24 protein-coding genes are annotated in these 26,939 nt (G+C 66.9%); 8 read left to right on the top strand and 16 right to left on the bottom strand.

Features of this window, described 5'->3' with window-relative positions:
• Window positions 1-4: 4 nt before the first annotated feature.
• Genes pheT through QOC76_RS27075 form a run of 5 tightly spaced genes read right to left on the bottom strand, consistent with a single transcriptional unit; the run spans window position 5 to window position 6,723 of the window.
• Window positions 5-2,491 carry a phenylalanine--tRNA ligase subunit beta gene (gene pheT / locus QOC76_RS27095; protein ID WP_526362308.1) on the bottom strand — a complete coding sequence of 829 codons (2,487 nt, stop codon included), beginning with the start codon at window positions 2,489-2,491 and terminating at the stop codon, window positions 5-7.
• Window positions 2,491-3,534: a phenylalanine--tRNA ligase subunit alpha gene (pheS, locus tag QOC76_RS27090; RefSeq protein WP_526362306.1), complete on the bottom strand. Its 1,044-nt coding sequence runs from the start codon at window positions 3,532-3,534 to the stop codon at window positions 2,491-2,493. The genes pheT and pheS overlap by 1 nt, the downstream gene beginning before the upstream one ends.
• Before the next feature lie 51 nt (window positions 3,535-3,585).
• Complete coding sequence (locus QOC76_RS27085) at window positions 3,586-5,019, bottom strand: alkaline phosphatase family protein (RefSeq protein ID WP_526362304.1); 1,434 nt, start codon at window positions 5,017-5,019, stop codon at window positions 3,586-3,588.
• The gene (locus QOC76_RS27080; protein ID WP_526362302.1) at window positions 4,979-5,797 is read right to left on the bottom strand and encodes a rhomboid-like protein; all 819 of its coding nucleotides are present in this window, start codon (window positions 5,795-5,797) and stop codon (window positions 4,979-4,981) included. Before QOC76_RS27080 ends, QOC76_RS27085 begins: the two co-directional genes overlap by 41 nt.
• A gap of 11 nt (window positions 5,798-5,808) precedes the next feature.
• Window positions 5,809-6,723: an adenylate/guanylate cyclase domain-containing protein gene (locus QOC76_RS27075; protein WP_526362300.1), complete on the bottom strand. Its 915-nt coding sequence runs from the start codon at window positions 6,721-6,723 to the stop codon at window positions 5,809-5,811.
• Window positions 6,724-6,876: 153 nt separating this feature from the next.
• On the opposite strand from QOC76_RS27075, the gene QOC76_RS27070 reads away from it, so the two are divergent.
• Complete coding sequence (locus tag QOC76_RS27070; protein ID WP_526362298.1) at window positions 6,877-7,908, top strand: oxygenase MpaB family protein; 1,032 nt, start codon at window positions 6,877-6,879, stop codon at window positions 7,906-7,908.
• A gap of 36 nt (window positions 7,909-7,944) precedes the next feature.
• Window positions 7,945-9,198 (top strand): acyl-CoA dehydrogenase family protein, encoded by a 1,254-nt coding sequence (locus QOC76_RS27065; protein ID WP_526362296.1) that lies wholly within the window; start codon window positions 7,945-7,947, stop codon window positions 9,196-9,198.
• A gap of 77 nt (window positions 9,199-9,275) precedes the next feature.
• Here the strand turns inward: QOC76_RS27065 and QOC76_RS27060 are convergent, their stop codons facing one another.
• From QOC76_RS27060 to infC, 4 genes are read right to left on the bottom strand one after another with little or no spacing between them, the layout of a single operon-like run.
• A complete protein-coding gene (locus tag QOC76_RS27060) occupies window positions 9,276-10,022 on the bottom strand; it encodes a TrmH family RNA methyltransferase (RefSeq protein ID WP_526362294.1) in 747 nt (248 codons plus the stop codon).
• A gap of 23 nt (window positions 10,023-10,045) precedes the next feature.
• The gene (gene rplT / locus QOC76_RS27055) at window positions 10,046-10,465 is read right to left on the bottom strand and encodes a 50S ribosomal protein L20 (RefSeq protein WP_526362292.1); all 420 of its coding nucleotides are present in this window, start codon (window positions 10,463-10,465) and stop codon (window positions 10,046-10,048) included.
• 49 nt (window positions 10,466-10,514) lie between these two features.
• Window positions 10,515-10,709, bottom strand: coding sequence for a 50S ribosomal protein L35 (gene rpmI, locus QOC76_RS27050; protein ID WP_526362290.1), 195 nt, complete (start codon window positions 10,707-10,709; stop codon window positions 10,515-10,517).
• A gap of 6 nt (window positions 10,710-10,715) precedes the next feature.
• On the bottom strand, window positions 10,716-11,327 hold the full coding sequence (gene infC / locus QOC76_RS27045) for a translation initiation factor IF-3 (RefSeq protein WP_526362334.1): 612 nt from the start codon (window positions 11,325-11,327) through the stop codon (window positions 10,716-10,718).
• Window positions 11,328-11,660: 333 nt separating this feature from the next.
• Between infC and QOC76_RS27040 the strand changes: the two genes are divergently transcribed.
• The 4 genes from QOC76_RS27040 to QOC76_RS27025 all read left to right on the top strand — a co-directional run bounded on the left by QOC76_RS27040 (window position 11,661) and on the right by QOC76_RS27025 (window position 17,230).
• The gene (locus tag QOC76_RS27040) at window positions 11,661-11,960 is read left to right on the top strand and encodes a DUF1844 domain-containing protein (protein ID WP_526362332.1); all 300 of its coding nucleotides are present in this window, start codon (window positions 11,661-11,663) and stop codon (window positions 11,958-11,960) included.
• A gap of 70 nt (window positions 11,961-12,030) precedes the next feature.
• The gene (lysX, locus tag QOC76_RS27035) at window positions 12,031-15,339 is read left to right on the top strand and encodes a bifunctional lysylphosphatidylglycerol synthetase/lysine--tRNA ligase LysX (protein WP_526362288.1); all 3,309 of its coding nucleotides are present in this window, start codon (window positions 12,031-12,033) and stop codon (window positions 15,337-15,339) included.
• Between the two features lie 86 nt (window positions 15,340-15,425).
• Window positions 15,426-16,754, top strand: a complete 1,329-nt coding sequence (locus QOC76_RS27030; RefSeq protein WP_526362330.1) for an alpha/beta hydrolase — start codon at window positions 15,426-15,428, stop codon at window positions 16,752-16,754.
• A 176-nt stretch (window positions 16,755-16,930) separates the two neighbouring features.
• Complete coding sequence (locus tag QOC76_RS27025; protein WP_526362286.1) at window positions 16,931-17,230, top strand: hypothetical protein; 300 nt, start codon at window positions 16,931-16,933, stop codon at window positions 17,228-17,230.
• Here QOC76_RS27025 and QOC76_RS27020 read toward each other — a convergent pair.
• A complete protein-coding gene (locus tag QOC76_RS27020) occupies window positions 17,224-18,315 on the bottom strand; it encodes a hypothetical protein (RefSeq protein WP_526362284.1) in 1,092 nt (363 codons plus the stop codon). The genes QOC76_RS27025 and QOC76_RS27020 overlap by 7 nt on opposite strands.
• Window positions 18,312-19,622 (bottom strand): hypothetical protein, encoded by a 1,311-nt coding sequence (locus tag QOC76_RS27015; RefSeq protein WP_526362282.1) that lies wholly within the window; start codon window positions 19,620-19,622, stop codon window positions 18,312-18,314. Before QOC76_RS27015 ends, QOC76_RS27020 begins: the two co-directional genes overlap by 4 nt.
• A gap of 83 nt (window positions 19,623-19,705) precedes the next feature.
• Between QOC76_RS27015 and QOC76_RS27010 the strand changes: the two genes are divergently transcribed.
• A complete protein-coding gene (locus QOC76_RS27010) occupies window positions 19,706-20,323 on the top strand; it encodes a hypothetical protein (RefSeq protein ID WP_526362280.1) in 618 nt (205 codons plus the stop codon).
• Between the two features lie 4 nt (window positions 20,324-20,327).
• Here the strand turns inward: QOC76_RS27010 and QOC76_RS27005 are convergent, their stop codons facing one another.
• From QOC76_RS27005 to QOC76_RS26995, 3 genes are read right to left on the bottom strand one after another with little or no spacing between them, the layout of a single operon-like run.
• Window positions 20,328-21,560 (bottom strand): CHAT domain-containing protein, encoded by a 1,233-nt coding sequence (locus tag QOC76_RS27005; protein ID WP_526362278.1) that lies wholly within the window; start codon window positions 21,558-21,560, stop codon window positions 20,328-20,330.
• The gene (locus tag QOC76_RS27000) at window positions 21,542-23,176 is read right to left on the bottom strand and encodes a hypothetical protein (protein WP_526362276.1); all 1,635 of its coding nucleotides are present in this window, start codon (window positions 23,174-23,176) and stop codon (window positions 21,542-21,544) included. The genes QOC76_RS27005 and QOC76_RS27000 overlap by 19 nt, the downstream gene beginning before the upstream one ends.
• 59 nt (window positions 23,177-23,235) lie before the next feature.
• Entirely contained in the window at window positions 23,236-23,712 is a 477-nt protein-coding gene (locus QOC76_RS26995; protein WP_526362274.1) for a lipoprotein LpqH, read from the bottom strand.
• Between the two features lie 117 nt (window positions 23,713-23,829).
• On the opposite strand from QOC76_RS26995, the gene QOC76_RS26990 reads away from it, so the two are divergent.
• Complete coding sequence (locus QOC76_RS26990; RefSeq protein WP_526362272.1) at window positions 23,830-24,996, top strand: DNA glycosylase AlkZ-like family protein; 1,167 nt, start codon at window positions 23,830-23,832, stop codon at window positions 24,994-24,996.
• Here QOC76_RS26990 and QOC76_RS26985 read toward each other — a convergent pair.
• Window positions 24,979-25,734: an SDR family oxidoreductase gene (locus QOC76_RS26985; RefSeq protein ID WP_526362328.1), complete on the bottom strand. Its 756-nt coding sequence runs from the start codon at window positions 25,732-25,734 to the stop codon at window positions 24,979-24,981. The two genes, QOC76_RS26990 and QOC76_RS26985, sit on opposite strands and share 18 nt — an antisense overlap.
• A 68-nt stretch (window positions 25,735-25,802) precedes the next feature.
• Window positions 25,803-26,939 (bottom strand): excinuclease ABC subunit UvrA (locus QOC76_RS26980; protein ID WP_526362270.1); only part of this gene is annotated, 1,137 nt, incomplete at its 5' end.

Below are 26,939 nucleotides of genomic sequence, written 5' to 3'. Positions count from 1 at the left end.
GATCTCAGCGGCGCTGCTCGGCCCCTACCCGTTGAGCGGCCGTCGCCACCGCCGCGTCGCGGGCGGCGCTGGCCTCGTCTTCGGTCAGGGTCCTGTCCCCGGCCCGGAAACGCAATGCCAGTGCCAGCGACTTGCGCCCTTCACCGATCTGCGGCCCCGTGTACACATCGAACAGGCGGACGTCTTCGAGTAGTTCTCCCGCGCCTTCGCGAACCGCGTCGACGACGCTTTGTGCGGCGATCTTGTCGTCGACGATGAGTGCGACGTCCTGGAACACCGCGGGAAACGGCGACACCACAGGCGCGGGCAGCGTCTCGGTGATCGGGATCGCGTCGAGGTTCAACTCGGCAGCGCATGTGCCCTTGGGCAGCCCGGTGCGCTCGATGACCGCGGGATGCAGTTGACCCGCATGGCCGATGACGGTCTCGCCGATGAGCACCTCGGCGCATCGGCCCGGGTGCCACGGCAGATACTGCGCCGGCCGCAGTGTGAGTTCGACACCCGCAGCGCGGCCGACGATGCGGACCGCCTCGAACGCGTCACTGGCGTTGACAGGGCGCCCGGCCCCCCACGGGCCCGCCGGCTCCCGCAGGCCGGTAAGCACCACACCGACGTGCTGCGGTTGGCTCGGCAGCGACGCGTCGAGCATCGCGATCTCGTCATCGCCGGGTCTGCGATTGGTCGGAATAAGTTCGACGGCTTGGGTTTTGGTCGTCGGCTCGACGACTTGCGCGATCGCGAACAGGGACGCGTCGACGGCTCCGCGGGAGACGTTGCGGCTCAGCGATTCCAGCAGGCCGGGCAGCAAAGTGGTGGCCAGCTGGGGACGGTCGGCCTCCAGTGGGTTGAGCACATCGGTGGTGATGCGGCGGGCATCGTCGGGCGGCAGGCCCCACTGGTCGAACACCCCCGCAGGCAGAAACGGTGTCGGCAGGATTTCGACATATCCGTTGAGCGCCAGCGATTTCCCGATTGCACGACGGCGCTTCTGCGCCGGGGTGAGGCCGCGTCCGGCAGGCGCCTGCGGCAGCACCGACGGGATGGTCTCCAACCCCTCCAGCCGCAGCACCTCCTCGACGAGGTCTGCCGGCTGTCTCAGGTCGGGCCGCCAACTCGGCGGAGTCGCGGTCACCCGGTCGCCGTCGACGGCCACGTCGGCGCCGATCTGTGTGAGCCTGCGCATCGTGGTGTCCGCGGGGTAGTCCACGCCGGCGGTCCGGTCGGGCAGATCGACGGCCATGCTGACGGCGGGAGGCGACCAGTCCTCGCGCGGTGGATCACCGCGCCAGTCGGTCAACCTCGGTTCGGCTGTACCACCTGCGATCTCGGCCAGCAGCGCCGCGCACCGGTCCAACGCGGCGACCGAGATGGCCGGATCGACGGCGCGTTCGTAACGGCGACCCGCCTCGCTGTTGAGGTGCAGCCGCCGCTGAGTGCGCGACACCGCGGCCGGATCCCAGACCGCCGCCTCGAGCAGCACATCGGTGGTGCTGTCGCGGACCTCGGTGGTGCCCGCGCCCATCACCCCGCCGATCGCCGCGGTCGCGACGTCGTCGACGATAAGCACATCGCCGGAATCCAGCTTGCGTTCGATGCCGTCGAGGGTGACCACGGTCTCCCCCGGCTCGGCGAACCGGACCCGGAAACCACCGGTGATCAGGCTGCGATCGTGCGCATGCATCGGATGCCCCAACTCGAGCATCACATAGTTCGTCACGTCGACGGCGGGCGAGATCGCCCGGATACCGCTCAGCAGCAGCCGCCGCTGCAGCCACCACGGCGACACCGCCGTCGGGTCGATTCCGGTCACCGGCCGCAGCCCGAAGCGCAGCACGCCCGTGCCCGGCTCGACCGTCACGGGCAGGGCCTCGCCGTCGGCTGGTAGCGGAGCCACCTCGGCGGGATCGACATACTCCAGGTCGTATGCGTTCGCGATCTCGCGAGCCATGCCCCGCACCGAAAGGCAGTAGCCACGGTCCGGGGTGATGGCGAGGTTGAACACAGTGTCGTCCAAGCCGAGCACCCCGGCCGCAGGCGTGCCCGGCTCGGCGGTGCCCGGCGGCAACACGAGAATTCCGGAATGGTCGGTGCCGAGGTTCATCTCGGCTGTCGAGCAGATCATTCCGTCGGAGGTGCGGCCGTACGTCTTGCGCATCGTGATGGTGAAGTCGCCCGGCAGCGTGGTTCCGGGCAGTGCCACCACGACCAGGTCTCCGACCGCGAAGTTTGTTGCACCGCAGACGATGTCGCGGGGTTGGTCCTCGCCGACGTCGACCTTCACGGCGCGGATCGGCTTCTTGAACTCGGTGAGTTCCTCGATCTCGAGGACACGGCCGATGGTGAGCGGGCCGCTGACGGGCCCGACCGGGATGATCTCCTCGACCTCATGGCCGATGCGAATCAGTGTCTGCTCGAGCTCGTCGACCGGAACATCCCAACCTGGTGCGCCGGCTTGTATGACTTCCCGCAGCCAGCTGTACGGAAGCCGCATCAGGCGCCAACCCCGAACGGCAAAGAGAACCGGATGTCGCCCTCGACCATGTCGCGCATGTCGGGGATGCCGTTGCGGAACTGCAGCGTGCGCTCCAACCCCATGCCGAATGCGAAACCGGAGTAGACCTCCGGGTCAATGCCGCAGGCGCGCAAAACATTCGGGTTGACCATGCCGCAGCCACCCCATTCCACGAAGCCCGGGCCGCCCTTCTTGTTCTCGAACCACACGTCGACCTCGGCAGACGGTTCGGTGAACGGGAAGAAGTGCGGCCGAAACCGAATGCGGGCGTGCGGCCCGAACTCCGAGCGGGCGAAGGCGTCCAGTGTGCCGCGCAGGTGGGCCATCGTCAGCCCCTTGTCCACTGCCAGACCCTCGACCTGATGGAAGACCGGGGTGTGGGTGGAGTCGAGCTCGTCGGTGCGGAACGTCCGGCCGATCGAGATGATGTAAACCGGCAGTTCGCGTTCGAGCAACGTGCGGATCTGCACCGGCGACGTGTGGGTGCGAAGCACCTGCCGCGATCCGTCCGGCGCGATGTAGAACGTGTCCTGCTCGCTGCGGGCGGGATGGTCCGGCGGGAAGTTGAGCGCGTCGAAGTTGAACTGCTCGGTTTCGACCTCCGGTCCCTCCACCAGCTCCCACCCCATGGCGACGAAGGTGTCGGCGACGTGCTCGGCGAGGATCGTGATCGGGTGACGGGCGCCGACCGGCTGACGCGTCGAGGGCAGTGTCACGTCGATGCTCTCGGCGATCAGCACCGCGGCGTCGCGTTCGGCGCGCAGCGCCGCGAGGCGTTCGTCATAGCTGCGCTGCGCCTTGGCACGGACGATGTTCACCCGCTTGCCCGCGTCGGCTCGATCGGCCTTCGCCAGAGACCCCAGCGCCTGCCGGGCCAACGCCAGTGGTGAGCGGTCGCCCAGGTGCTCGGTCTTCGCCCGCGCAAGGGTGTCGAGGTCGGCGGCGAGGTCGAAGGCATGCTCGGCCGCGCTGACCACCTTGGCCAGCGCTTCCTCCGACAGGTCTATGGGCTGATCAGCCACCCGGCGATCATAGGTGATCGACAGATGAGAGCGACGTCACGCGTGATTCGACTAGAGGCCGAACCGGCGTGCAAGGTCTCGCAGCGCTTCCAGTTCCCGTTCGTGGTCAACCAGACGGCGCAGCGGCTCGGGAATGTCCAGGCCCGGCACCGGAGGCAGCTGAATCTGCTGCGCCAGCGGCACAGGCACGATGTCGGGCGGCGGGTTCGGCATCGGGATGCCTGCGAGTTGGGCCAGCGTCGGCAGCGGCATGCAGAGCCCGCCGAAAGGACCGGGCGGCACATCGAACGCAGGCGCGTCCACCGACGGCCGCGATCCCCAGTCGAGCGCGAGGGCCAGATTGGTCGAGTTACCACGCACTCCCAGCGGGTCGAAGCCGAAGCGCCAGGAGAGCAGGTTCAGGATCGAGTTCGGATCGAATTGTGTGTGTTCGACGACGCCGCGCCGCACACGCGGACCGATCAGCACACACGGAACCCGGCAGCCGAGGCGGCCGTCGTTGCCGAGCGCGGCCTCGGCGGCGGAGACGGGGGCGAACGGAGGCGCCACATGGTCGTAGAAACCGCCCCATTCGTCGTAGACTATGACGAGAAGCGAGCGCTCCCACTGAGGCCCGGTCCGCACCGCGTCATAGATCTCGTTCAGGAACGCCTGGCCGTCGCGGATGTCGGCGAGAGGATGATCGTCGCGGGACAACCCGAACATCTCCTCGAACTCGGTTCCCACGTTGTCGATGAAAGTCAGGTTTGCAAGTCTCCCCGCGGCGATGTCGTCGGCCAGCTCTTGCAACGAGTAATTCTTCGAAAACGCCTGGTACTTCTCGCCCCAAAACGCCGTGTACGGCACGTCGACGTAGTAGTAGGCAACGCTGCGGCCGATCTGCATCATCCGGTCCCAGACCGTCGGCAACGCAGATATTTCCACGGTATTCGCTAACCGGTCGGTCTGACCGGCATGCATGTAGATGCGGTTGGGCGTCGTTGACGAGAGGATGCCGCTGAAGTAGCGGTCGCAGATGGTCCAATGCTCGGCGCAGCCCTTAAAGAACGGCAGGCTGTCGGCGGTGTAGTAGCCGACCGGAAAGGTGTCCCCTGGCGGCTGCGTCAGCAGAAAGCCATCCATCGCCCCGCCGTTGATCTCGCGGCGCCCCCCTGCGTAGCTGTGGTCTGGATCGGCGAAATAGCAGTTCTGGAAATCGGGGACAAGATCGTAGGATTCGTGCGCCGTGCCTGCCGCATCGACAAGTCGGATCCCGGCCTGCATGCCGTCGGCGCCGGGGACCCAGCCCAGGAAGTGGTCGAACGAGCGGTTCTCCATCATCAGGACGATGATGTGGTCGATGCCTGAGTCCTCCGGGTTGGGGAGCTCGCCCGAAGTTTCTCTGCTCCATCCGCATTCCGACAGTGCCAGACCACTTGCGGCGGCAGCGGTGGCACCGATGAAGTCACGCCGACTCAGCCCGCGCGCACCCCGGTTGTCGTCCATGCTGTGGTAATTCTGCAGCCCCGGCGCCGTGGAGACTGAGGATTCCCGCCCCAATCTCGAACACGAGTGCGCCCATTGCTCCAAGTCCGGTCGCCATGACCAACGACAGCCCGGTGCTGGCCAGCATCAGATATCCGAAGGCCGAAGCGACGACCAGCAGCAGATACCGCACCGGCGTCCAAGCTGCGGGCCGACCGAAGCGGGTCGAGATCACCATGCCGCCCACCAGTGCCATCGCATGACCGACGTCGGTGAAACCCCCGCCCAGAACCACCACCGACACCGCGACTGCCAGCCACCAGCCCGTCCACGCGGGCCGCCACCGCCGCGGAATCGCCGCGGTGAGCGCCCCCAACACGGCGGAGGCACCGTAGCTCATGCCGACGTCGGTGGCCCGAGTCACGTCTGCAGACAGCCAGCCGAGCTCGACCGCCGCCGTGAGACCAACGGCGACCACAAGCGTGGCGCCGACGTGGCCGATCGCGAACGCCACCACCAGGCGGCCGCTGCGCCACAGCAGTTCGGCGACCGCAAGCAGGCACACCAAGCCGGGTAGCCAGACATAAATCGGCCCGGCGTCGATGACGAACGCGCTGACGAACAGCGTGCCGAGGTGACCGTGGCTGAGGTTGTGCAGATTTGTGCTCGCGTGGGTGATGACGCGGTTCTGCACCTGGGGTCCGAGGACCGCCAAAGCGGTTGTCACACAGGTCAGGATCACCGCGTAGACAACGGTGACCCGAATCCGGGCCAGCGCCCGCAGCAACCCGAACAACATCTCACCGACCACTATGAGTCGGCGATGTCTCCGTTCTCCTCGTCGCCACCTGGCAACTCTCTGCGAGTTTTCACGCGGTACACCGCAAGATCGGTGGGCACCCCATCCTGCTTCGGTGAGAAGACCTGCTTGCGTATCCGCTTGGCGGTCAGGCCGAGCGCTTCGAACTCCGCCTCGGGAATGCGGTCCATCGTCGCCTGCGATACCACCAACCCGCCCCTTGCGGCACGCTCCATCACCCGAGCGGCGATGTTCACGTCGACGCCGAGCCAGTCCGCCCCGATCCGCTGCGGCCTGCCAGTGTGCACTCCGGCACGTATACGTGGTGTATAGCCTTCCACCTCAACATGTTTGACCGCATCAAGGCTGGTGCGGACTGCACGCACCGCGGTGGCTGGGTCGGCGAAAACCGCCATGGTGCCGTCCCCCATCCTCTTGACGATGTGTCCGCCCGACTCCAGCAGTGGCGGCTCGACGACCTGGGCGACCCGGCGTAACAGCTTCAGCGTGGCGTCGTCACCGGCCTTCAACGCCCACGACGAAAACCCGACCAAATCGGTGAAGACCAGTGTCACCTCGCGATTGGCGGGCTTACCGGAGACCCGTTCGGTGAGCGCCTGCCACACCTGTAGTCCCGCGAGGCTCACCTCGCGGGAGGCGGCGTCGCGCTCCAGCAGTCGATCGGCCGCGCGGGCGGCGGCACTCGGCCCACCAACACCGGCGGCAGACAGCGGATCTCCGAAATCGGGGTCGCCGGGCAGGGCGCGGCGGGCTCGGCGGATGAACGCGACCACCCGGGGATTGTGATTGGTGTCGCGCAGCGACCGCCACCGCCCCGGGCCACGCTGGGCCGACGCCGAACGATCCGGTGCCTGGTCGATCTCTCCGATAGCGCCGGACCGTTCATCGAACGATTCGACATCCATTGCGCAAGGTTAGATGCCCGTTCTTTCAGCGAGCAAACACGCTCAACGTGCGGGGACTGCTAGGTAGCTGACACCCCTATACCCGCAGATGTACCCGTCGCGACGCGCCCTGAAATGATAGACAACGCGTGTTGTCACCTTTATCGTGGATTTGTGACGGTCAGCGCGAGGACGAAGCGAACCACAGGGGCCGATCCGCTCGGCCCGGAGTCTCTGACCTGGAAATACTTCGGCGACCTTCGCACGGGAATGATGGGCGTGTGGATCGGCGCGTTGCAGAACATGTACCCCGAGCTGGGCGCCGGCGTGGAGGAGCATTCCGTCCTGCTCCGGGAACCGCTGCAACGCGTTGCCCGCTCGGTGTATCCGATCATGGGCGTCGTCTACGACGGTGACCGCGCCGGGCAGACCGGCCAGCAGATCAAGGGCTTCCACACCACGATCAAGGGCGTCGACTCCGCCGGACGGCGCTATCACGCATTGAACCCCGAGACCTTCTACTGGGCGCATGCCACCTTCTTCATGTTGGTGATCAAGGTGGCCGAGTACTTCTGTGGCGGGTTGACCGACGCCGAGAAGCGTCAACTCTTCGACGAGCACGTGCAGTGGTACGCGCAGTACGGCATGAGCATGCGACCGGTGCCCGAAACGTGGGAGGAGTTCTGCGAGTACTGGGATCGGGTCTGCAGCGAGGATCTTGAGATCAACCGCGCGACGCTCGACATCCTCTCGATCCGGATCCCCAAGCCCTGGTTCGTGCTGATGCCGACTCCGATATGGGACCAGCTCTTCAAGCCGATGGTGGCCGGGCAGCGCTGGATCGCCGCGGGATTGTTCGACCCCGTCGTGCGTGAAAAGGCCGGCATGCGCTGGACCGCCGGTGACGAAGTTCTGCTGCGGCTGTTCGGCAAATTGATCGAGATGGCGTTCGTCGTAGTGCCCGACGAGATTCGCCTGCACCCGCGCGCCCTTGCCGCCTATCGCCGCGCATCCGGCCGCATCGCCGATGACGCGCCGCTGGTCGAGGCGCCCGCGTTCATGTCGCCGCCGCGAGACCGCAGGGATCTGCCCATGCATTACGTGCCACGCCGCAAGAGCCTGCTGGATCGCGCCGGCTCGCTGGTGCACACCACGTTCTCGCTGGCAGGCCTGCGCCCGGCGCGGGGCCGCAGCGCCGCCGCATGAGCTACGTGTTCCTAGCGTCCGCATAGGCTGACGGGCATGCTCGAATGGTCTGATGTCGACATCGCCGTACGCGACGCGGTGCGGGATTTCGTAGACAGAGAGGTCCGCCCGCACGTCGACGCGCTGGAAAGCGGCGACATGGAGCCCTACCCCGTCATCCGCAAGCTGTTCACCGCCTTCGGCATCGACGCGCTCGCCCACGAGTCTTTGGAGAAGCGGTTGGCCCGGATGCGGGAAGGCGCCGAGAAATCCGAGGGCAGCGGCTCGTCGGGCGGCATGTTCGGCGGCGACGGCAGTTCCGCAGGCATGGGCTTCGTGGTGGTCAGTGAACTGTGCCGGGTCTGCATGGGTGTGGTGACCGGCATGGGTGTCAGCCTCGGCCTGACGGTGCCGACCATCGCAGGCCGCGGCACCCTCGCGCAGCAGGAGCGGTGGCTGCCCGGTCTGGTCACCTACGAGAAGGTGGGCGCGTGGGCGATCACCGAACCCGACTCCGGCTCCGATGCGTTCGGCGGTATGAAGTCCTACGTGGTGCGTGACGGTGACGACTACATCCTCAACGGGCAGAAGACGTTCATCACCAACGGGCCCGACGCCGACGTGGTCGTGGTGTACGCCAAGCTGGACGAGGGCGACGGTGCCGACAGGCGCGACCGCAAGGTACTGACCTTCGTGCTGGACCGCGGCATGGAAGGCTTCGTCCAGTCCAAGCCGTTGCGCAAGATGGGAATTCACAGCTCGCGCACCGGCGAACTGTTCTTCAACAACGTGCGGCTCGGCCGCGACCGGCTGCTGGGCGAGACCGAGGGCGACCCCAGCGATTCCGCCAGCGACGGGCGGGCCAGCGCTCGGTCGAACTTCTCCGCCGAACGCATCGGCGTTGCCGCCATGGCACTCGGCGTTATCGAGGAGTGCCTCAAGCTGTGCGTGGACTACGCCAAGACCCGCAAGCTGTGGGGTCAGGAGATCGGCCAGTTCCAGCTGATTCAGCTCAAGCTGGCGAGCATGGAAGTCGCTCGAATGAACGTGCGCAACATGCTGTTCCGCGTCATCGAGGCGGCGCAGACCGGCACCCAGGTCTCATTGCCCGAGGCGTCGGCGATCAAGTGGTACTGCTCGCAGGCGGCGACCGATGTCGCGATGGACGCCGTGCAGCTGTTCGGCGGAAACGGCTACATGACCGAATACCGCGTCGAGCAACTCGCGCGTGACGCCAAATCGCTGATGATCTACGCGGGAAGCAACGAGGTGCAGATCACCCACGTCGCCAGGGGGCTGCTCAGCGGTTAACCTGATCTGGCTTGCCGGCGCGACTGTGCCAATTTGTCGGCCATTGCGCCGTCTCTCGAATGAATCCGCACAGTGAGCTAGTGGTGGCGGTGCGCCTTCGCGCTCTCGTAGAGACAGATCGCCGCGGCAGAGGCGACGTTGAGGCTTTCCGCTGCACCCGGCATGGGTATCCGGATCCGTTCTGCCGCCATCGCCGCCAGCTCCGGGGGCAGGCCGTGGGATTCGGGCCCGAACAGCCACGCGGTCGGCCCGGACAGATCGGTGTCGTCCAGGCTCGTGCTGCCGTCGACGGTGGTGGCCAGCACGCGCAGACCCGCCTCGGAGAGAGCGGAAACCGCTGCCCCTGCGTCGCTTTCTGACACCACCGGAACCGCAAAAATGCTGCCTGCGGAGGCGCGCAGACACTTGCCGTTGTAGGGGTCGACGCTGTGGCCGGCCATGACGACCGCGTCCGCCCCCATCGCATCGCCGATCCGGATCAGCGTGCCGGCATTGCCGGGCTCCGAGATCTCGGCGGCTACGGCGACCAGCCGAGGCTCGTCGGCCAACACGTCGTCCAGGGTGATTGACGGAACTTCGCACACGGCGACCAGGCCCACCGGTGTCACGGTGTCCGACAACGCCTTTGCGGCGCGTTCGGAGACGATGTGGACGTCGACGTCGGTGAGCAGCGACGCAAAGCGCGCCGATGCGGCCTCGGTGACGAACACCTCGATGACGAGGTTTCGCCGCAACGCCGCCTCGACGAGGTTCGGTCCCTCGGCGAGGAAGCGTGCGGCACGGCGCCGTCCCACATGGCGGTGCAGCTTGATCGCTGCCGCCACCGGGTCTGAGCGCTCGGTGAGCGTCAGGCAGCCTCGCCGGAGTCGGATGTCGCCGGCCGAGCGGCTCCGCCTGGCGCGTTCACGTCCTCGGGCAGCGCGCCCTTGGCGACGTCCACCAGCGCGGTGAATGCGGCCGGGTCGCTGACCGCGATCTCGGCGAGGTTCTTGCGGTCAACCTCGACGCCTGCGGCCTTGAGGCCCTGGATGAGCCGGTTGTACGTGATGTCGTTGGCGCGGGCCGCGGCATTGATGCGGGAGATCCACAGCTTGCGGAATTCGCCCTTACGGGCACGCCGGTCACGGTACGCATAGTTCAGAGAATGCAGCTGCTGCTCTTTGGCTTTGCGATACAGCCGGGACCGCTGTCCGCGGTATCCCTTCGATGCCTTGAGTACGGTCCGCCGCTTCTTCTGGGCGTTGACTGCGCGCTTCACGCGTGCCATGGGGTGTTCCTATTCTCGTTCGGTCTAAAAGGTCAGTGGGGCGCGGAAACTAACCGTTGAGCAGTTTCTTGACGCGCTTGATGTCGTTGGGCGACACTTCGGTGCGCCCCTCGAGGCGACGGGTGCGCTTGCTCGGCTTGTGTTCGAGCAGGTGCCTACGGTTGGCCTTCTCGCGGACGATTTTTCCGGTGCCGGTGCGCCGGAAACGCTTGGAAGCGCCGCTATGGGTTTTCGCCTTTGGCATGTGTCCTCAGTTCTGTGGTGTGTCGGTCTGCTCGTCGCTGGCCTGAGCGCTTGCGCGCTGTGCAGCCGGTGCGTCTGCATCATGCGCCGCCTTGGCGCGAGTCTTTGCGCCGCGGTGCGGTGCCAGCACCATCGTCATGTTGCGCCCGTCCTGCTTGGCTGACGTCTCGACGAAGCCGTAGTCGGCGACGTCGGCGCCGAGGCGCTGCAACAGCCGGTAGCCCAGTTCGGGCCGCGACTGCTCGCGTCCGCGGAACATGATCGTCACCTTGACCTTCGACCCCGCTTGCAAAAAGCGGACCACGTGGCCCTTTTTGGTCTCGTAGTCGTGGGGGTCGATCTTGGGGCGCAGCTTCTGTTCCTTGACGACGGTCTGCTGCTGGTTCTTGCGAGACTCGCGCGCCTTCTGAGCCGTCTCGTATTTGAACTTGCCGTAGTCCATGATCTTGCAGACCGGCGGCTTGGCGTCCGGGGCTACTTCGACAAGGTCGAGATCGGCATCCGCGGCGACGCGGAGAGCGTCTTCGATGCGCACGATGCCTACCTGCTCGCCACCTGGTCCGATCAGGCGGACTTCAGGTACTCGAATGCGCTCGTTGACGCGGGTCTCAGTGCTGATGGGGCCTCCTATGTTGTCCTCTAAGGAGCCCAACTACCAGCACGCTGCTCATCTGAACAGAAAAGCCCTGCATAAGCAGGGCCCAATGCCGACCAGGACAACCACCACGGTGGTTGTGACCGGACCGCTGAGCCGGTGTGGCCAACGGTGGGAGCGGGACTCCACTTGCTGTCCCTGACGTACGCCGGGACGGTCGCGCATGCCAGTCTAACAGGCGTGACCGAGGTTCCTGCATCATCCGAATCGACGGCTCAGCCGTCTGAGTCTGATTCGACGGCTCAGCCGTCTGAGCCCGAATCGACGGCTCAGCCGTCCGTCCGCGAACTCGCCGACATTCCGGCGGTGGAAGTCATCACCAGGGCGGCGGTGATGTTGATGAGCGCCGCGGCCGAAAAGCTCGGTCTGTCGGCGCAGGATCCGGACGACAGCCCGCATCGTGATCTCGACGAGGCACGCAGGCTGATCACCGCGCTCGCCGGCCTGGTGACGGCGTCGGCCGAATATCTCGGCCCGCACGCAGGACCCGTTCGGGACGGATTGAAGAGCCTGCAGCTGGCGTTCCGCGAATCCAGTGCCGCTCCGGAAGATCCCGGCAAGGGTCCCGGCGAAAAACACACCGGCCCGGTCTGGTAGCTCCTGCTGTTTTGCTCCTCGCGTGCGCGTCACACCAATTTCTGAGCCTGACCGAATATCCTCGCGGCCTATGACCCTCACTAGCCCGCCGCTGGTCCGGCCCACCTCCAGATACTCGTGGGTTCCGGCGGCCGCAGGCTGGACCGTCGGCATCATCGCGACGCTGTCGCTGATCGCGAGCGTCTCCCCCGGCATCCGGTGGCTCATCAAGGAGCCGCGCGAATTCGTCAACGAGTACATCTTCAACTTTCCCGACACCAGCTTCGCCTGGGCGTTCGTGCTGGCCCTGCTGGCCGCGGCGCTGGCGGCGCGCAAACGGCTCGCCTGGTTGATCCTCGTCCTCTACATGGTCGGCTCGATCGGCTGGAACATCGTCGACATCGCGGGCCGCGGCGAAACCTGGATGCACGAAACCGGGGAGATGATCGGCCTCGCGTTCCACGTCGCCTCGATCGTCGTCCTGGTGCTGGCCCGCAAGCAGTTCTGGGCGAAGGTGCGACGGGGTGCCCTGTTCAAGGCTGCAGTCGCGCTGGTCGCCGGCATGGCCATCGGCATCCTAATCGGCTGGGGGCTGCTGGAGCTCTTCCCCGGCACGCTGGAGCGCGACTACCGCCTCGCCTATGCAGCCAACCGGGTAGTGGCCTTCGCGGGCGTGGGCCCCAACGCGTTCGACGGCCAACACCCCCATGTCTTCGTCAACGCCCTGCTCGGTCTGTTCGGCGCGTTGGCGCTGATGGTCGCCGCAATCGTGTTGTTCCGGTCGCAGCGGTCCAAGAACGCGCTTACGGGTGAGGACGAATCGGCGATCCGAGGGCTGCTGGAGCTCTACGGCAAGAACGATTCCCTCGGCTACTTCGCAACCCGGCGTGACAAGGCCGCGGTGTTCGCACCCACGGGACGGGCGGCGATCACCTACCGCGTCGAGGTCGGCGTGTGCCTGGCCAGTGGTGACCCCGTTGGCGAGCCGAAGTCGTGGCCGCAGGCGATCGAAGCCTGGCTGGGGCTGTGCCAGGCGTACGGCTGGGCGCCCGGTGTGATGGGTGCCAGTTCCGCTGGCGCTGAGGCGTACCGCGCAGCGGGCCTCAACGCGCTGCAACTCGGCGACGAAGCGATCCTGCATCCCGAGGGCTTCCGGCTATCGGGTCCGGACATGCGCGCGGTCCGCCAGGCGGTCACGCGGGCGCGGCGCGCCGGGCTGACGGTGCGTATGCGGCGACACCGCGACATCGCCCCAGCGGAGATGGCCGAGGTCATCAGGCGGGCCGATGGGTGGCGCGACACCGACGACGAGCGGGGCTTCTCGATGGCGCTCGGCCGGCTCGGCGATTCCGCCGACGGCGACTGCCTGCTTGTCGAAGCGGTACAACAACAGCAGAACGTCGTCGCCATGCTGTCGCTGGTGCCCTGGGGCAACAACGGGGTTTCGCTCGACTTGATGCGACGTTCACCGCACTCCCCGAACGGCACCATCGAATTGATGGTGACCGAACTGCTGCAGCAGTCCGAAGGTATTGGGATCACCCGTGTTTCGCTGAACTTCGCGATGTTCCGGTCGGCGTTCGAGCAGGGGGCACAGCTCGGCGCGGGCCCCGTTGCCCGGCTGTGGCGCGCACTGCTGGTGTTCTTCTCCCGTTGGTGGCAGCTGGAGACGCTGTACCGCTCGAACATGAAGTACAAGCCCCAATGGGTACCGCGGTACGCCTGCTACGAAGACGCCAGGCTCGTCCCGCGCGTCGGCGTCGCATCGGTGATCGCCGAAGGCTTTCTGGTGCTTCCGTTCTCGCGACGCAAGGAACAGCACACCGGGCAACACATCGCGGCGCCGAAGAATCTGGTTGCGACGGGTCTGCTGCATCACGACGGCTCCGCACCGGACCTCAAAGAGCTACAGGCCGACCTGCCCGAGACCGGGGACGCGCAACGGCTGCCCGAGCAGGTACGCGTCCGGATGGCCAAACTCAGGGAACTGCAGGACAGCGGGGTTGACGCCTATCCCGTCGGGCAGCCACCCAGCCATACCGTCGCGCAGGCGACCGAAACCGCCGACGGCTCGGATGTCACGGTCGCGGGGCGTGTGCTGCGAATACGCGACTACGGCGGGGTGCTCTTCGCACAACTGCGCGACTGGTCGGGGGAAATTCAACTCCTGTTCGACAATTCGCATCTCGACGCCGGCAGCACGGCCGACTTCACCGGTTCCATCGATCTCGGCGACCTCCTGGAGGTGACCGGCACGATGGGCAACAGCCGGTTGGGCACCCAATCGCTGATCGTGGGTAGCTGGCGGCTGATCGGCAAGTGCCTGCGTCCGCTGCCCGACAAGTGGAAGGGGTTGACCGACCAGGAAGCACGGGTGCGCGCCCGCTACGTCGACCTGGCCATCAACACCGAGGCGCGGGAGCTCATCCGCGCACGCAGCGGAGTGCTGCACGCCATCCGCGAAACATTGGTCGGGAAGGGCTTTTTGGAGGTCGAGACCCCGATCCTGCAGCAGATCCACGGCGGCGCCAACGCCCGCCCGTTCCTCACCCACATCAACGCATATGACCTCGACCTGTATTTGCGCATCGCCCCCGAGCTGTACCTCAAGCGGTTGTGCGTGGGCGGCGTCGAGCGGGTGTTCGAGCTGGGACGGGCGTTCCGCAACGAGGGCGTGGACTTCAGCCACAACCCCGAGTTCACGCTGCTGGAGGCATACCAGGCGCACGCCGACTACAACGTGTGGATCGACGGTTGCCGTGAGCTGATCCAGAACGCCGCACTGTCCGCCAACGGAGAACAGGTGTTCCTGCGTCCCCGCGACGACGGCACCATGGAGAAAGTCGACATCTCCGGACAGTGGACGGTCAAGACGGTGCACGGTGCGGTCTCCGAAGCGCTCGGCGAACAGATCGGGCCGGACACGGACCTGACGACGTTGCGCAAGCTGTGCGACGCCGCCGACATCCCCTACCTCACCCACTGGGACGCCGGCGCGGTCGTGCTGGAGCTCTACGAGCGGCTCGTCGAGGACCGCACCGAGGAGCCCACCTTCTACAAGGATTTCCCGACGTCGGTGTCGCCGCTGACCCGGCCGCACCGCAGCATCCCCGGGGTTGCTGAACGGTGGGATCTTGTGGCCTGGGGCGTCGAGCTCGGTACTGCTTACAGCGAACTCACCGACCCGGTGGAACAACGAAGGCGGCTGCAGGAGCAGTCGCTGCTGGCGTCCGGCGGCGATCCGGAGGCGATGGAGCTAGACGAGGACTTCCTGCAGGCCATGGAGTACGCGATGCCGCCGACGGGCGGATTGGGTATGGGAGTGGACCGGGTGGTGATGCTTATCACCGGGCGCAGCATCCGCGAAACGTTGCCTTTCCCGCTGGCCAAACCTCGCTAGCAGCTGGCTCACAGCGGGCCACAAGCTAGGCGCGCCACCATGTTGCCGTGACGTTACCGGACTCGTTGCGCCACCACCTCTCCCTCATGCACGGCTGGCTTCCGGTCACCGTGCAGATCATCGCCGCGCTGGCACTGATCGCCGCGGTCAGTCGACGCAGCGGCCGCTGGCAGGTGCGCTGGCTGCCGTGGGCACTGATCGTCGGCGCTGCCCTGGCCGCATCGGCCTACTGGTACGTCGCGTCCCAGGGGCTGTCCGACAACCCCGCGCCGAATGCGCTGTGGGTCTGGATCGGGCTCACCGGTTTCGCGGCCGCCGTCCTGGTGGCCGGCTGGCGCCGGACGCGGTGGTTGCGTCGCGGCGTTTCGCTGGCGGCGTTTCCGCTCAGCCTGCTCTGCGCCGCGCTGGCACTGAACCTGTGGGTCGGCTATTTCCCCACCGTGCAGGTCGCATGGAACCAGCTGACGGCCGGGCCGTTGCCGGACCAGACCGACGAGGTCACCGTGGTCGCGATGCAACAGCAGCGCAAGATCCCGCCGAAAGGCACCGTGGTGACCGTCGACACCGGCGATCTGGCGTCGGGTTTCCGGCACCGCGGGGAGCTCGTCTACCTTCCGCCCGCCTGGTACGCCAGCAACCCGCCGCCGAAACTGCCGACCGTGATGATGATCGGCGGCGAATTCAACACCCCCGCCGACTGGCTGCGTACTGGTCAGGCGATCAAGACCATCGACGAGTTCGCCGCCGCGCATCACGGCAACGCGCCGGTGCTCGTCTTCGTCGACCCCGGTGGTGCGTTCAACAACGACACCGAGTGCGTCAACGGCAGCCGCGGCAAGAGCGCCGACCATCTCACCAAAGATGTTGTGCCGTTCATGACCTCACACTTCGGCGTCAGCCCCGCCGGGTCGAACTGGGGCGTCGTCGGTTGGTCGATGGGCGGTACGTGTGCGGTCGACCTCGCGACGATGCATCCGGGCATGTTCAGCGCGTTCGAAGACATCGCCGGTGACATCGGACCGAACTCCGGCAACAAGCAACAAACCATTTCGCGGCTGTTCGGCGGAAACGCGAATGCGTGGGCGGCGTTCGACCCGACCACCGTCATCACCAAACACGGCCCCTACGCGGGTGTGGCCGGGTGGTTCGACGTCAACGGCTCGGCGGCGACGATCCAACGGGCCAAGAACGACCAGGTCGCGGCGGCGAATTCGTTGTGCTCGTTGGGCGCTGCCAATGGGATCGATTGTGCGCTGGTGAGTCAGCCGGGTAAGCACGATTGGCCGTTCGCGGCACACGCGTTCGCCACTGCGCTGCCCTGGTTGGCCGGGCGGATAGGCACACCCGACGTGCCGCCCACCCCGTTGCCACCTGCGGTGGTCTCCCCGTCGATTGAACAGACCGCCGCCAGGTGACCATCATCAGTCAATGTCGAGAACCTTCGACAGTGAATGTCGCATGGGCGAGTCCTCAACCTGGTGATCTTCCGAAGCCGGCACCCGATCGCGCATAGGCATTCCGAGCGCGTTCATTGCAATTGGCGGCCGGCTATCGGGACCGACACCGCATGTCGGCGGAGTAGCGTTGCGTCATGTCCGACGAACCGAATCCCGAACCGGCTCCTGTCGACTCGGAGCCCGGCGCCGCGACTCCGCCACCTGCCGAGGCCGCCGACAGTGGGTACACCCCGGACGGCGTGCCGACCTTCGAGTCGGTGCGGGAGAAGATCGAGGCGCGCTACGGCACTGCGATCGGGGCCACCGAGCTTGCGGCGGAGACACCTGAAGGGCGCTCTGTCGAGGAGCAGTACGAGGAGCGTCAGCGCGCGGCGGCGGAACGACTCGAACAGATCCGAAAGTCGATGCAGGCGGAGGACGGCGGGTCTCAGTAGTCGGATTCGGCGGCGAGTATTTCGGCGAGGAACGCGTCGCCCGCCGGAGTGGCCAGCCTCGCCCGCGCGAAATCGCGGACCCGGTCGCGTGCCTGCGGTGACTCGTCGGCGACGGCCCCGACCGTCACTACTGTCGAATCCCAATCATGGTTCCAGGCCGCCGATTCGGACACCGCTTGCTGTTGCGCGTCGAGCAGCGGGAAGTCGGCCTGTCCGCGCCCGTTCAGCACGCCTTCGCCGCCGAAGGACCCGGACCGCAGCCGCACGGTGATGCCGTTCGGCGATTCGAATCCCGAAAGACTCACTCCGACAATTGACTTCGTCCCTAAGTCGGTCGCCTCGATGAGCCAGTCGATCGTGTTCTCCGCGGCGTCGAATACCGTGGGCGGAACGCCGCCCCAGTCCAGCGAGCTCGTTCCCCTGGCGATCGCCCCCGCACTGCGCTTGCCGCCGTCTGCGCCCGCGGCCAGCGCGTAGTCGTCGCGACGCGGCGCCACCGCAACCGGCTCGGCGAGGGCGATTCCCTCTTCGTCGATCAGTTCGCCGGCGGCCCGAACCAGTTCCACGACGCGCGGATCACCTCCCCGCACATAGGCGTTCAGGGCAGCGGAATGCGGCGTGAGCAACTCCGGCACATCGGAGTCGACGGTGTCGTCGGCGAAGAAGTCCTGTGCGGCCGCCGTCAGAAGCGCGATCTCGGCGTCGAGCAGGGCGGCGTCGAGGGCGACGATGCCGTCGCGGTGGCTCGCGGGCCACCAGCGTCGCATCCAATGGCCGAGTGCCAGTCGCCGCAACTGGTCGACCGAACCCGGCAGCAGACCAACACCGTTCACTTCGATCGTCTCCGCGCCGTCCGGCGGGCGTCCGTTCACCGCCGCGGCCACAGCGCTGTGGCCGGATTCGCCGAGAACGCGCCACAGCCAGTCCGCGCGCTCGAGGTCTGTGAAGGTGATGGCCGCGGCGGCGGCATCCTCGTCGATAGTCCACGACAGCACCGCGCCACTGACTTCCAGGACAGCGACCAACGGCGCCGGCGCGACCAGCGGGCCGGTGCTCCACAGACCGGAATCGGCGACCAGTCTCACGCGGCCACCTGCAACATCGCCTTGATCCTCTGGCGGTGGTCGAGGCTGACCGACCGCGCCACTCCCTCGAGCAGCGATCGGACATCGTCGACGGCGTGACACGGCTCCTGCCAGACGTCACGGCCGTGCAGGCGCGCCCACAAGCGGCTCAGGTACGGGCGCGCGAACGCGGAAAGGTCGTCGATCACCTGCTGCTGGCGCGGATGGATCGGGCCGCCCGTTGCCAGATACCGGCGTGCGTGCAGCACGTATGCCTCTTTGCGCAGCCGCGCTTGGATCAACGACGCCAGCTGGTAGCGGGGCGCGGCTTCGGTCAGGGGCGCGAGATCGACCGCGACCTCGATCCCCGCCAGCAGCGCGGCCTGATTGTCCTCGGCCAGCAACCCCCACGGCGCGCACGACCTGTCGACCTCTTCCGAGCACAGCAGCGGCACGTCGGGCAGTTCGTCCCTGTCCAGAGCACGGCGCAACGTGGCACGCACGCGGTCGATGACAGATCGATTCAACGGGCGATCATTGACGGACCCTCCGATTATCGTCGGCGGTTGTTGCGGTTCAACCGAACTCAACCCGAGTTCGACGATCGACCACGGCAAGTCCGCGGCAGCCAGGTGCGCCTTCGCGCCGAGGTTGTACGGTGTGGCGTCAGCGATCAACGCGGCCCACACCCGCTGACGCGCGACTGTGTCGCGGTGGCTCCCCGCAGGTCCTAGGACGGTGCTCAGCCCCGAGAGAAACGGGCCGGTGATTTCGCCGCCCGCACGCACATCGCGCCAGCTGTGATCGAGCTGCTGCGAAAGTTCGGCGATGACCTGCTGGTCGCCGACGAACTGGTTGAGCACCTCGATCGCGGTGCGGTCGCGGTCGGAATGGACATCCCGCAGTACCGTCGCCGCGGCCTCGTGATCGTCGTCGGCGGGGGCTCCCCTGGTCACCGCCAATTCGAAGCAGACCGGGAAGTACAGTTCCTGCGCATTGCCGCTGGTGATACGCAGTCTGCGGCGTTCGCGCTTCAGCACCTCGAACCACGCCGCCGCGGCGCACAGCACGGCACCGTTGCCGACGATCAGGTCCTGCATCGCGGACGCCACCGCGGCATCGACGAACGGTGCCGAGTACTGGGCATTCGACCGGAGCCGGAGCACCAGCGGGTCGATGATGCGCTTGACCGTTCTGCGCAACGGGCCGCCGTCGTCACCGCTGAGTACCTCGACGCCGGGTCCGATCGCACGCCACGCCCCGTCGATAACGGCATGGCGGGGCCGCGTGACGGCGATCGCCGTGTCGGCTGCGGCCCCCGAGGTCATCCCTAGAGAATAGAAGTGGCGGTGGATATCACCTAGCAGAAAAGTTGGGTTCGGTAGCCGGTGCGCCATCAGAAGCTCATTGCATGCCTGATGCGTTGTTGCTCATTTTCCTGGCCGTGATCGGATTCGGCATCGCGGCGACTCTTCTCCTGTCGCGCCAAACCGCAGCGGCGGACCGAACCGCCGTATCCGATGTGGGTATCGGCACGGTTCAGAAGATCACCGACGTCGTCACAATCGAGGTGGAGAGCGTGACGGGAGCGCGATTCACCGGCCGGCTGTGCGATGACTCCATCGCCTCCGCGGTGCGGCCCGGCGCCGTGTTGCTGGTCGCTTTCGACCCTGCTGCGCGAGAACATCTTTCGCTTCCCGACGACATGCTCGCTGTTCGCACAGCCTTCGATCAGATGCTGGTCGACAAGGGCCTTCTCACCTGCCGTCAGCTCGAACTGATCCGGCACGGTACACGGTCACACGGCCTCATCACCGGGATGCGGGCCACCGGCGAAATGCGCGAAGACTACCGCGAAGTCGAACTCGATGTGATGGTCAGCAGACCCGGCGGCGGCCAGTTCGCGGTACACGAGACCGCGTTGATACCGGCGTCGTCGCTGGCGAAGGTCTCACCCGGCAGTGTCATCGACACGTACTATCGGGTCGGCGAGGAGTCCGAGATCGCCGTGTCCGTTGCGCCCAGTTGATGTTTCAGCGCGCGCCGTCCACGGCGAACGTGACAAGCGCGGCCCAGTAGAGCGGGCTGGCGGTCACATCGCCGTCGCGCCAGCGCCGCATCTGTTCGCGTTGCCAGCAGTTCACCGCGCCGGCTGCGTCGGAGCCCTGGTGGGCACGGTCGACGGCGATGATCGCCTCGACCATCGGATCAACTGTCGGCGCAACGGTATTCGGCGCGAACTGCCGGTAACCGGCCGCGGTGGGCAGCGACCACAGTGTGGCGGTTACCAGTTGCGCACCGCACAGAATCATCGCGGCCACCAAGCCTGTCGCCTCGTCGAACTGATAGTCCCCGCCCGACGCGCAGGCCAACAGCGCGACGCGGGGCGGAAATGGGAGCTTGGCCGACATCAGGTCCGATGCGGTCAGTGGTCGGTCGTCGGCCAGGTGCAGTGCCGCGCGGCCCGCGTGGCCGACATCGCCGTCGGCGGCCGTCGCGTGACCGACGTAGAGGAGCCTGCTCGGCGCCTGCGCGAGCATGCCTGCCAGCCATGTGCGCCCCGCATCGCTGCGCCGGAACAACTCGACCGGCGTTGTGACGCCGGGAAGTACAGGCCGCCGTGCCAGGAGCTCACCGAAATAGCGCGCCAGCGGAGTTTCCGGCGTCGGTTTGCCGAGAACCGAGCCGAGCGGCGAGTCAGGCCGCTGACCCGGTACCCGCGGATCGAGTATCAGCAGCGGCCGGCTTTCCTGCCTGCCGCCCCAGTCACCGGGTGTGCGCGGTGCGTTGACGATGTTCGGCGGCGCCGCCATCAACACGTCGACGAACTCGATCAGGCGAAATCCGTCATCGCCTGGCATCGCGAGGGCGGCCCATGGCACCCGGGCCAGTCGCGCGCTGGGCGAGATGAACAGTGCCGCACGGGGCGACGCCGTGCACTCCGTCAGCAACTGCCACGCCCGCGGCGCCAGTAGCCGGGCGCCCAGGTCACGGGCGATCACCGATTCGGCCGACGGCGACGCGAACGGACCAGCGGCGATCGCGCGCTCAACGGCGTCCCGCTGGGTCTCCGAGCCGTGCGGGTCCGGCAGCGCCGCAGCCAGTCTCTCCAGCGCCGCAACCACAGTGGGCTCCTCGACCACCCATGTGACCGTCTGTGACGGCGCTCCGACGACGCGTAGGCTGGCATATGTGGCGACGCCGACGTCGGCGAAGCGCAGAACCAGGCTCTGCCGCTGAGCAGAGCTCACGGCCACGTCGACCAAGCGGCCTCGTCGGCGGTGATGTCGCGGTCGTACCGCTGACGCGCCAGCTCGCGATACCTGCTCATGATCGGCGGCATATCGGGTTCCATGCGCAGCGGCGGCAACGGACCAAGGCGGGTCAATCCGGCCGGCCCGGAGGCCGCCGCCGAACCCGCGGCCACCAGGGCGTATTCGTCGTCGGCCTCCACAGGCACTGCGGCGGTCGCGGCGCCCATCCAGTCGTCGCCGCCGCTCTCTGTCGGCTCAGTGCTGAAAGTGCCTCGCGCACAGTGGTATTCGACGAGTTCGCTGAGCAGATCGGTGTTGCCCCATTCATAGGCCACCGCGAACGCTCCGGCCAAGATCCGTGCCGATACCAGTGTCGCCCATCGCATCCGTGCGTCGGCGTCGACGATGGCGTGCCGCACCGAATCCACCGCGAGGGCAGCGGGCACCTTCAAGTCGGCCGCCTGCGCAAGTTTGGCCGCAGCGTTCTTGGGGTCGGCCAGCGCCTCGGCACGCCTGATGCTGCCCAGGTGGTCGTCGAGCCTGGCGTATTGCAACCAGCTGTGGCGCGGCCAGGAGTCGAGGAGCTCGCGTGCCTCAGTAGCCTTCTCGGCCGCCGCGTCGAACCTGTTTCGCAGGATGTCGATCCAGCTGCGCTGCAGCAGGATGCGGTGGGTGTGCAGTGGTTTCTCCACCTCGCGCCAGTGCCGCTCGGCGTGGCCGAAACGCTCGTCGGCGTCATCGAGCTTGTCCAGCGATATGGCGATAAGGCCGAGGTACAGCCAGCTGCGTGAAACATCGTGGGCGCGATAACCCTCGGCTATCGCGGGATAGGCCTCGTGGACCAGTGTCTGCGTCTGCCATGTATTGCCGGTCGCCCATGCCGCCGTGCCGCGCTCGAGTTGTGTTCTGGCCTTTGCCAAGTCCCATTCGCGGGCCTGGGCCCTGGCTCCGGCGCGCCGCAGCCAGGGTTCCGCTTCAGACACCCGCCCCGTCTCGATGCAGAACCGACCGTAGCCGGTGGCGCCCTGAACCAGCAGATGGTCGTCGGACTCGCTGCCGGTGCCGGGCCGGTCGATGGCCTCGATCACCGCCTCCCACAACGGGACCGACTGCACATGCAGATCGTCATCGCACAGCGCGACCGCACAGAAGATCTGAGCGTAGGTGATCAGGAACCGGTGTTCGTCTGCCAGATCCGGGAAGGCAGCGCCCGAGTCGTCGCTGCGCAGCGCGAACAGAGCGAGCTCGGCTCCCTCGTGATCTCCGTGCGCGGCGGCCGCGAGACCGGTTCGCAGGAATTGGGCCCGGCGCGTGTACCTGGAGATCATGCGGTCGATCTCGGCATCCGACATCGTCAGCTTCGCGGCGGCTTCGGGGTTGGCGCCGGCCCGGATCGACCGGTGGATCGACAGGCAATCGTCGATGCGGCGGATGCACTCCTCGGTGCCGGTGTATGCGGTGCGGACCAGGTAGAGCTCGCCCAGCTGTGCGAAAACCTCGAGCAGCAGGTCGTCGCCTTCACCGTCCTCGATCTGTTCGCCGATCGCCATCAGCACTTCTTTGGCCGCTTCCTCTTTCGCGGCGAAGATCAGGCTGCGAGCCCGCTCGAGCTCGTTCATGATCACCATGGCGCAAGTGTAGGAAGCGGCGGGCGCGCAACGCACGCCCGCCGCCCGGCCGGAGCCGATTATTTGCAGGTCACCGTGACGGTGAACGGCTTGGTGATCATGCCGGCCATCGGGTTCTTGATGTCGGCGCCTGCGGCCTCACCCGTGATGGTGTAGGTGCCGCCATCGACCTTGACGTCGGCCGAACCCGACTTCACGCCGCCCATATTGCTGACGGCAAGGGCGCTGCCGTCGACGACCATGCCGAGCGACTCCACGGTCGGCGTGGCGGCGTCGCTCATCACGATGCCAAGGCCCTGCTGGCCGCCGATGGCTCCGCTCGCGACGGTGATCTTGCCGCCCTGCTTGACGCAGGTCACCGAGTTCAGATCCAGGCCCGCAAGGTCCTTGCCGTCGACCTTGACCGCAGTGCTTGCGCCCGTGCTGGCCTGCGTATCGCCGGCCGTTGCGGTCGCCGCACCCTTGTCGTCCGAACAGCCAACCAACAACGCTGCGCCTGCAAGCAGTCCCAGCGCACCCGCGACAACTCGATTCATCGTCTCGATCCCTTCGTCGTGCGTCGCCACGATGGCGGCGTCGTGGAGAAGTCAAGACGGGCTCAGCCGCTACCGATCCCAAACTTTGTCGGGCGCCGACGGTACGGTTCGCAGGCGATGCGGTCATTCTCGGGCGACGAACGACGGGCACGGTTGGCGCGACGGCAATCTCTTTCCGGCCCAGCGGCCTCCATCGACGACGCCGTCGCGAGCCTCGTCGGGTTGCATGCGACCGACCCCGCTACCCCGTACCTGTCTTTATGGGCGCGACTGCCGGGGTTCACCGTGGCCGACCTCGACGCCGCGCTCTACCGGCGACGCAGTCTGGTCAAGCACCTCGCTATGCGGCGCACGCTGTGGGTGGTCGGCGTCGACGACCTTCCGTTGATCCAGGCCGCAGCCAGCGATCGGGTGGCCGACAACGAGCGGCGGAAACTGGTGGCCGATGTGCAGAAGGCCGGCATCGCCACCGATGGTGAGCGCTGGCTCGACCGCGCGTGTGAGGCGGTGCTGGCACATCTGACCGAGCACGGTCCGACCGGTGCACGACAGTTGCGGGCGGCGCTGCCGGAGCTCGCGGGAACCTACGATCCCGCACCCGGGAAGCGTTGGGGCGGCGACACTCCCCTGTCTCCTCGGGTGCTGACGGTGTTGTCCGTACGCGGCGACATCGTCCGCGGCCCCAACGAGGGCACCTGGACGACGTCGCGGCCGCAGTGGGCCGCCGCGACGCACTGGCTCACCGAATCGCCCGGTCGCACCTCGCTGGAAGCGGCGCGCGCTGAGCTGGTTCGAACGTGGCTGCGCACCTTCGGGCCGGCCACCGTGACCGACGTCAAGTGGTGGTTCGGCAACACGCTGACATGGGCCCGACACGCGCTGCGCGATATCGGCGCCGTCGAGGTGGACCTGGAAGGGACACCAGGGTTCGTGCTGCCCGACGACCTCGACGAGGCCGCCGCCCCCGACCCGTGGGCTGCGCTGCTACCTGGCTTGGATGTGGCCGTCATGGGTTGGCATGACCGCGACTGGTATCTCGGCGCGCACCGCAGCCAGGTGTTCGACATCAACGGCAATGCCGGTCCGACGGCCTGGTGGAACGGCCGGGTCGTCGGCGGCTGGGCGCAGGACCCGGCCGGGCGGGTCGAGTTGCGGCTGCTGGAAGACGTCGGCCGCGACGCCCGCAAGGCGCTGACACGGCGGGCCGCCGAGCTGACCGACTGGCTCGACGGGATTCGGATCAGCCCGCGGTTCCCGTCGCCGCTGTCACGCGCGCGCGGGTGACGGTCGGCTGGGCGCCCCCCGGGCGACCACCACCGGCATGGATGTCGCCGTGTTGGTGCGCAGGATCGTGTGCACCACCTCGACGAGGTCTTCGACCGGCATCAGTTGGCCGGGCATGCAGCCACGCGAGATCCACTGCGGGTAGAACTCCCCGGCAAGCTCGCGGTCCCAGCCGACGCTGAAGCCCGTCGCCGAGTCGCCGTCACCACCCGCGCATTCGCCGACGATGAGGTTGGTGAAACCGATGTCGGCATGCTCGGCGCGCCACGCCTCGATGAGCCTTTCCAACGCTGCCTTGCTGACGCCGTACGCGGCGAGACCCGGCCACGGAGGGCCGAAAGTGCCTGCGTCCGATGACAGATAAACCACCTTGCCCGCCGATTCCGTGAGGTACGGGACGGCCGCTGCCGTGGCGACGGCGGCACCGGTGACGTTGGTGGCGAACACTCGACCCCATGTCTCGGCGTCGGTGTCGACGAGCCGCATGACCGAGCCGATCGCAGGCGTGTAGACGAGGTTATCGATACCGCCGAGACCTTCCGCCGCGGCGCCGATGGCAGAGCGCACCGACGCCTCGTCGGTCACATCGCATTCGACTGCGAGCGCGTCCTGTCCGGCCTCTTTGGCCGCTGTCTCGATCCGCTCACGCCGACGGGCCAACAGGGCGACCTGATCGCCACGCGCCGCCAGTCCGACACCAATGCAGCGCCCGAGCCCGCTCGATGCGCCGATCACCACCGTTTTCGACATGATCTCCTCGCCGGGTCACTGCCGGTAATGGCATTCTCAGACGGGGAGAATATAACTTACGCGCTGACCTTGCGGCGACGCCGCGTCGCAGGCTTGGCGGGCATCGAGGCGAGCACCTCCGACAGGAACTTGCCGGTGTAGCTCTCCGGCACGGCCGCGACGTCCTCCGGTGTGCCCTCCGCGACCACGGTGCCGCCTGCCGAGCCACCCTCAGGGCCGAGGTCGATGATCCAGTCGGAGGTCTTGATCACGTCCAGGTTGTGTTCGATGACGATGACCGTATTGCCCTTGTCGACAAGGCCGTTGAGCACTTTGAGCAGTTTGCGGATGTCTTCGAAATGCAAACCCGTGGTCGGCTCGTCGAGGATGTAGACGGTGCGACCGGTCGACCGCTTCTGCAGTTCGGAAGCGAGCTTGACCCGCTGCGCCTCGCCACCCGACAGCGTCGGAGCGGGCTGGCCGAGCCGTACGTAGCCAAGCCCCACATCGACCAGTGTGTGCAGATAGCGGTGGATCGAGGAGATGGGCTTGAAGAACTCGGCCGCGTCCTCGATCGACATGTCCAGCACCTCGGAGATGGTCTTTCCCTTGTAGTGCACCTCGAGGGTCTCCCGGTTGTACCGGGCGCCGTTGCACACCTCGCACGGCACGTACACATCGGGCAGGAAGTTCATCTCGATCTTGATGGTGCCGTCGCCGGAGCACGCCTCGCAGCGACCGCCCTTGACGTTGAACGAGAACCGGCCCGGCTGATAGCCGCGCACCTTCGCCTCGGTGGTGGCCGCGAACAGCGAACGGATCTTGTCGAATACCCCGGTATACGTCGCCGGGTTCGACCGCGGCGTGCGACCGATCGGCGACTGGTCCACCCGCACCAACTTGTCCACGTGGTCGAGCCCGTTGACCCGTGTGTGCCTGCCCGGAACCTGCCGGGCCCCGTTGAGCTTGTTGGCCAACACGGTCGCCAGGATGTCGTTGACCAGGGTCGACTTTCCGGAGCCAGAGACACCCGTGACCGAGGTCAGCACACCGAGCGGGAACGAGACGTCGATCTCGTGCAGATTGTGTTCCCGTGCACCCACCACCGTCAGCTGCCGCTTGCGGTCTATAGGGCGCCGTATGGCAGGTAGGTCGATGGTTTCCCGGCCGTAAAGATAAGCGCCGGTGAGAGATTCACGATTCTTCAGAAGGTC

It is taken from the genome of Mycobacterium sp., from assembly GCF_032159565.1.
GTDB lineage: Bacteria > Actinomycetota > Actinomycetes > Mycobacteriales > Mycobacteriaceae > Mycobacterium.
This window is presented reverse-complemented; position numbering and strand designations above follow the sequence as displayed.

What these genes read in the sequence shown, in the direction of transcription:
- QOC76_RS26990 (WP_526362272.1), top strand. Translation starts at nt 23,830, where the DNA reads ATGCGGTCATTCTCGGGCGACGAACGACGGGCACGGTTGGCGCGACGG.
- pheT (WP_526362308.1), bottom strand. Translation starts at nt 2,491, where the DNA reads ATGCGGCTTCCGTACAGCTGGCTGCGGGAAGTCATACAAGCCGGCGCA.
- rpmI (WP_526362290.1), bottom strand. Translation starts at nt 10,709, where the DNA reads ATGCCAAAGGCGAAAACCCATAGCGGCGCTTCCAAGCGTTTCCGGCGC.
- lysX (WP_526362288.1), top strand. Translation starts at nt 12,031, where the DNA reads ATGACCCTCACTAGCCCGCCGCTGGTCCGGCCCACCTCCAGATACTCG.
- QOC76_RS27075 (WP_526362300.1), bottom strand. Translation starts at nt 6,723, where the DNA reads ATGGATGTCGAATCGTTCGATGAACGGTCCGGCGCTATCGGAGAGATC.
- rplT (WP_526362292.1), bottom strand. Translation starts at nt 10,465, where the DNA reads ATGGCACGCGTGAAGCGCGCAGTCAACGCCCAGAAGAAGCGGCGGACC.
- QOC76_RS27025 (WP_526362286.1), top strand. Translation starts at nt 16,931, where the DNA reads ATGTCCGACGAACCGAATCCCGAACCGGCTCCTGTCGACTCGGAGCCC.
- QOC76_RS27015 (WP_526362282.1), bottom strand. Translation starts at nt 19,622, where the DNA reads ATGACCTCGGGGGCCGCAGCCGACACGGCGATCGCCGTCACGCGGCCC.
- QOC76_RS27030 (WP_526362330.1), top strand. Translation starts at nt 15,426, where the DNA reads ATGCACGGCTGGCTTCCGGTCACCGTGCAGATCATCGCCGCGCTGGCA.
- QOC76_RS27010 (WP_526362280.1), top strand. Translation starts at nt 19,706, where the DNA reads ATGCCTGATGCGTTGTTGCTCATTTTCCTGGCCGTGATCGGATTCGGC.
- QOC76_RS27000 (WP_526362276.1), bottom strand. Translation starts at nt 23,176, where the DNA reads ATGGTGATCATGAACGAGCTCGAGCGGGCTCGCAGCCTGATCTTCGCC.
- QOC76_RS27080 (WP_526362302.1), bottom strand. Translation starts at nt 5,797, where the DNA reads ATGTTGTTCGGGTTGCTGCGGGCGCTGGCCCGGATTCGGGTCACCGTT.
- QOC76_RS27085 (WP_526362304.1), bottom strand. Translation starts at nt 5,019, where the DNA reads ATGGACGACAACCGGGGTGCGCGCGGGCTGAGTCGGCGTGACTTCATC.
- QOC76_RS26995 (WP_526362274.1), bottom strand. Translation starts at nt 23,712, where the DNA reads ATGAATCGAGTTGTCGCGGGTGCGCTGGGACTGCTTGCAGGCGCAGCG.
- QOC76_RS27065 (WP_526362296.1), top strand. Translation starts at nt 7,945, where the DNA reads ATGCTCGAATGGTCTGATGTCGACATCGCCGTACGCGACGCGGTGCGG.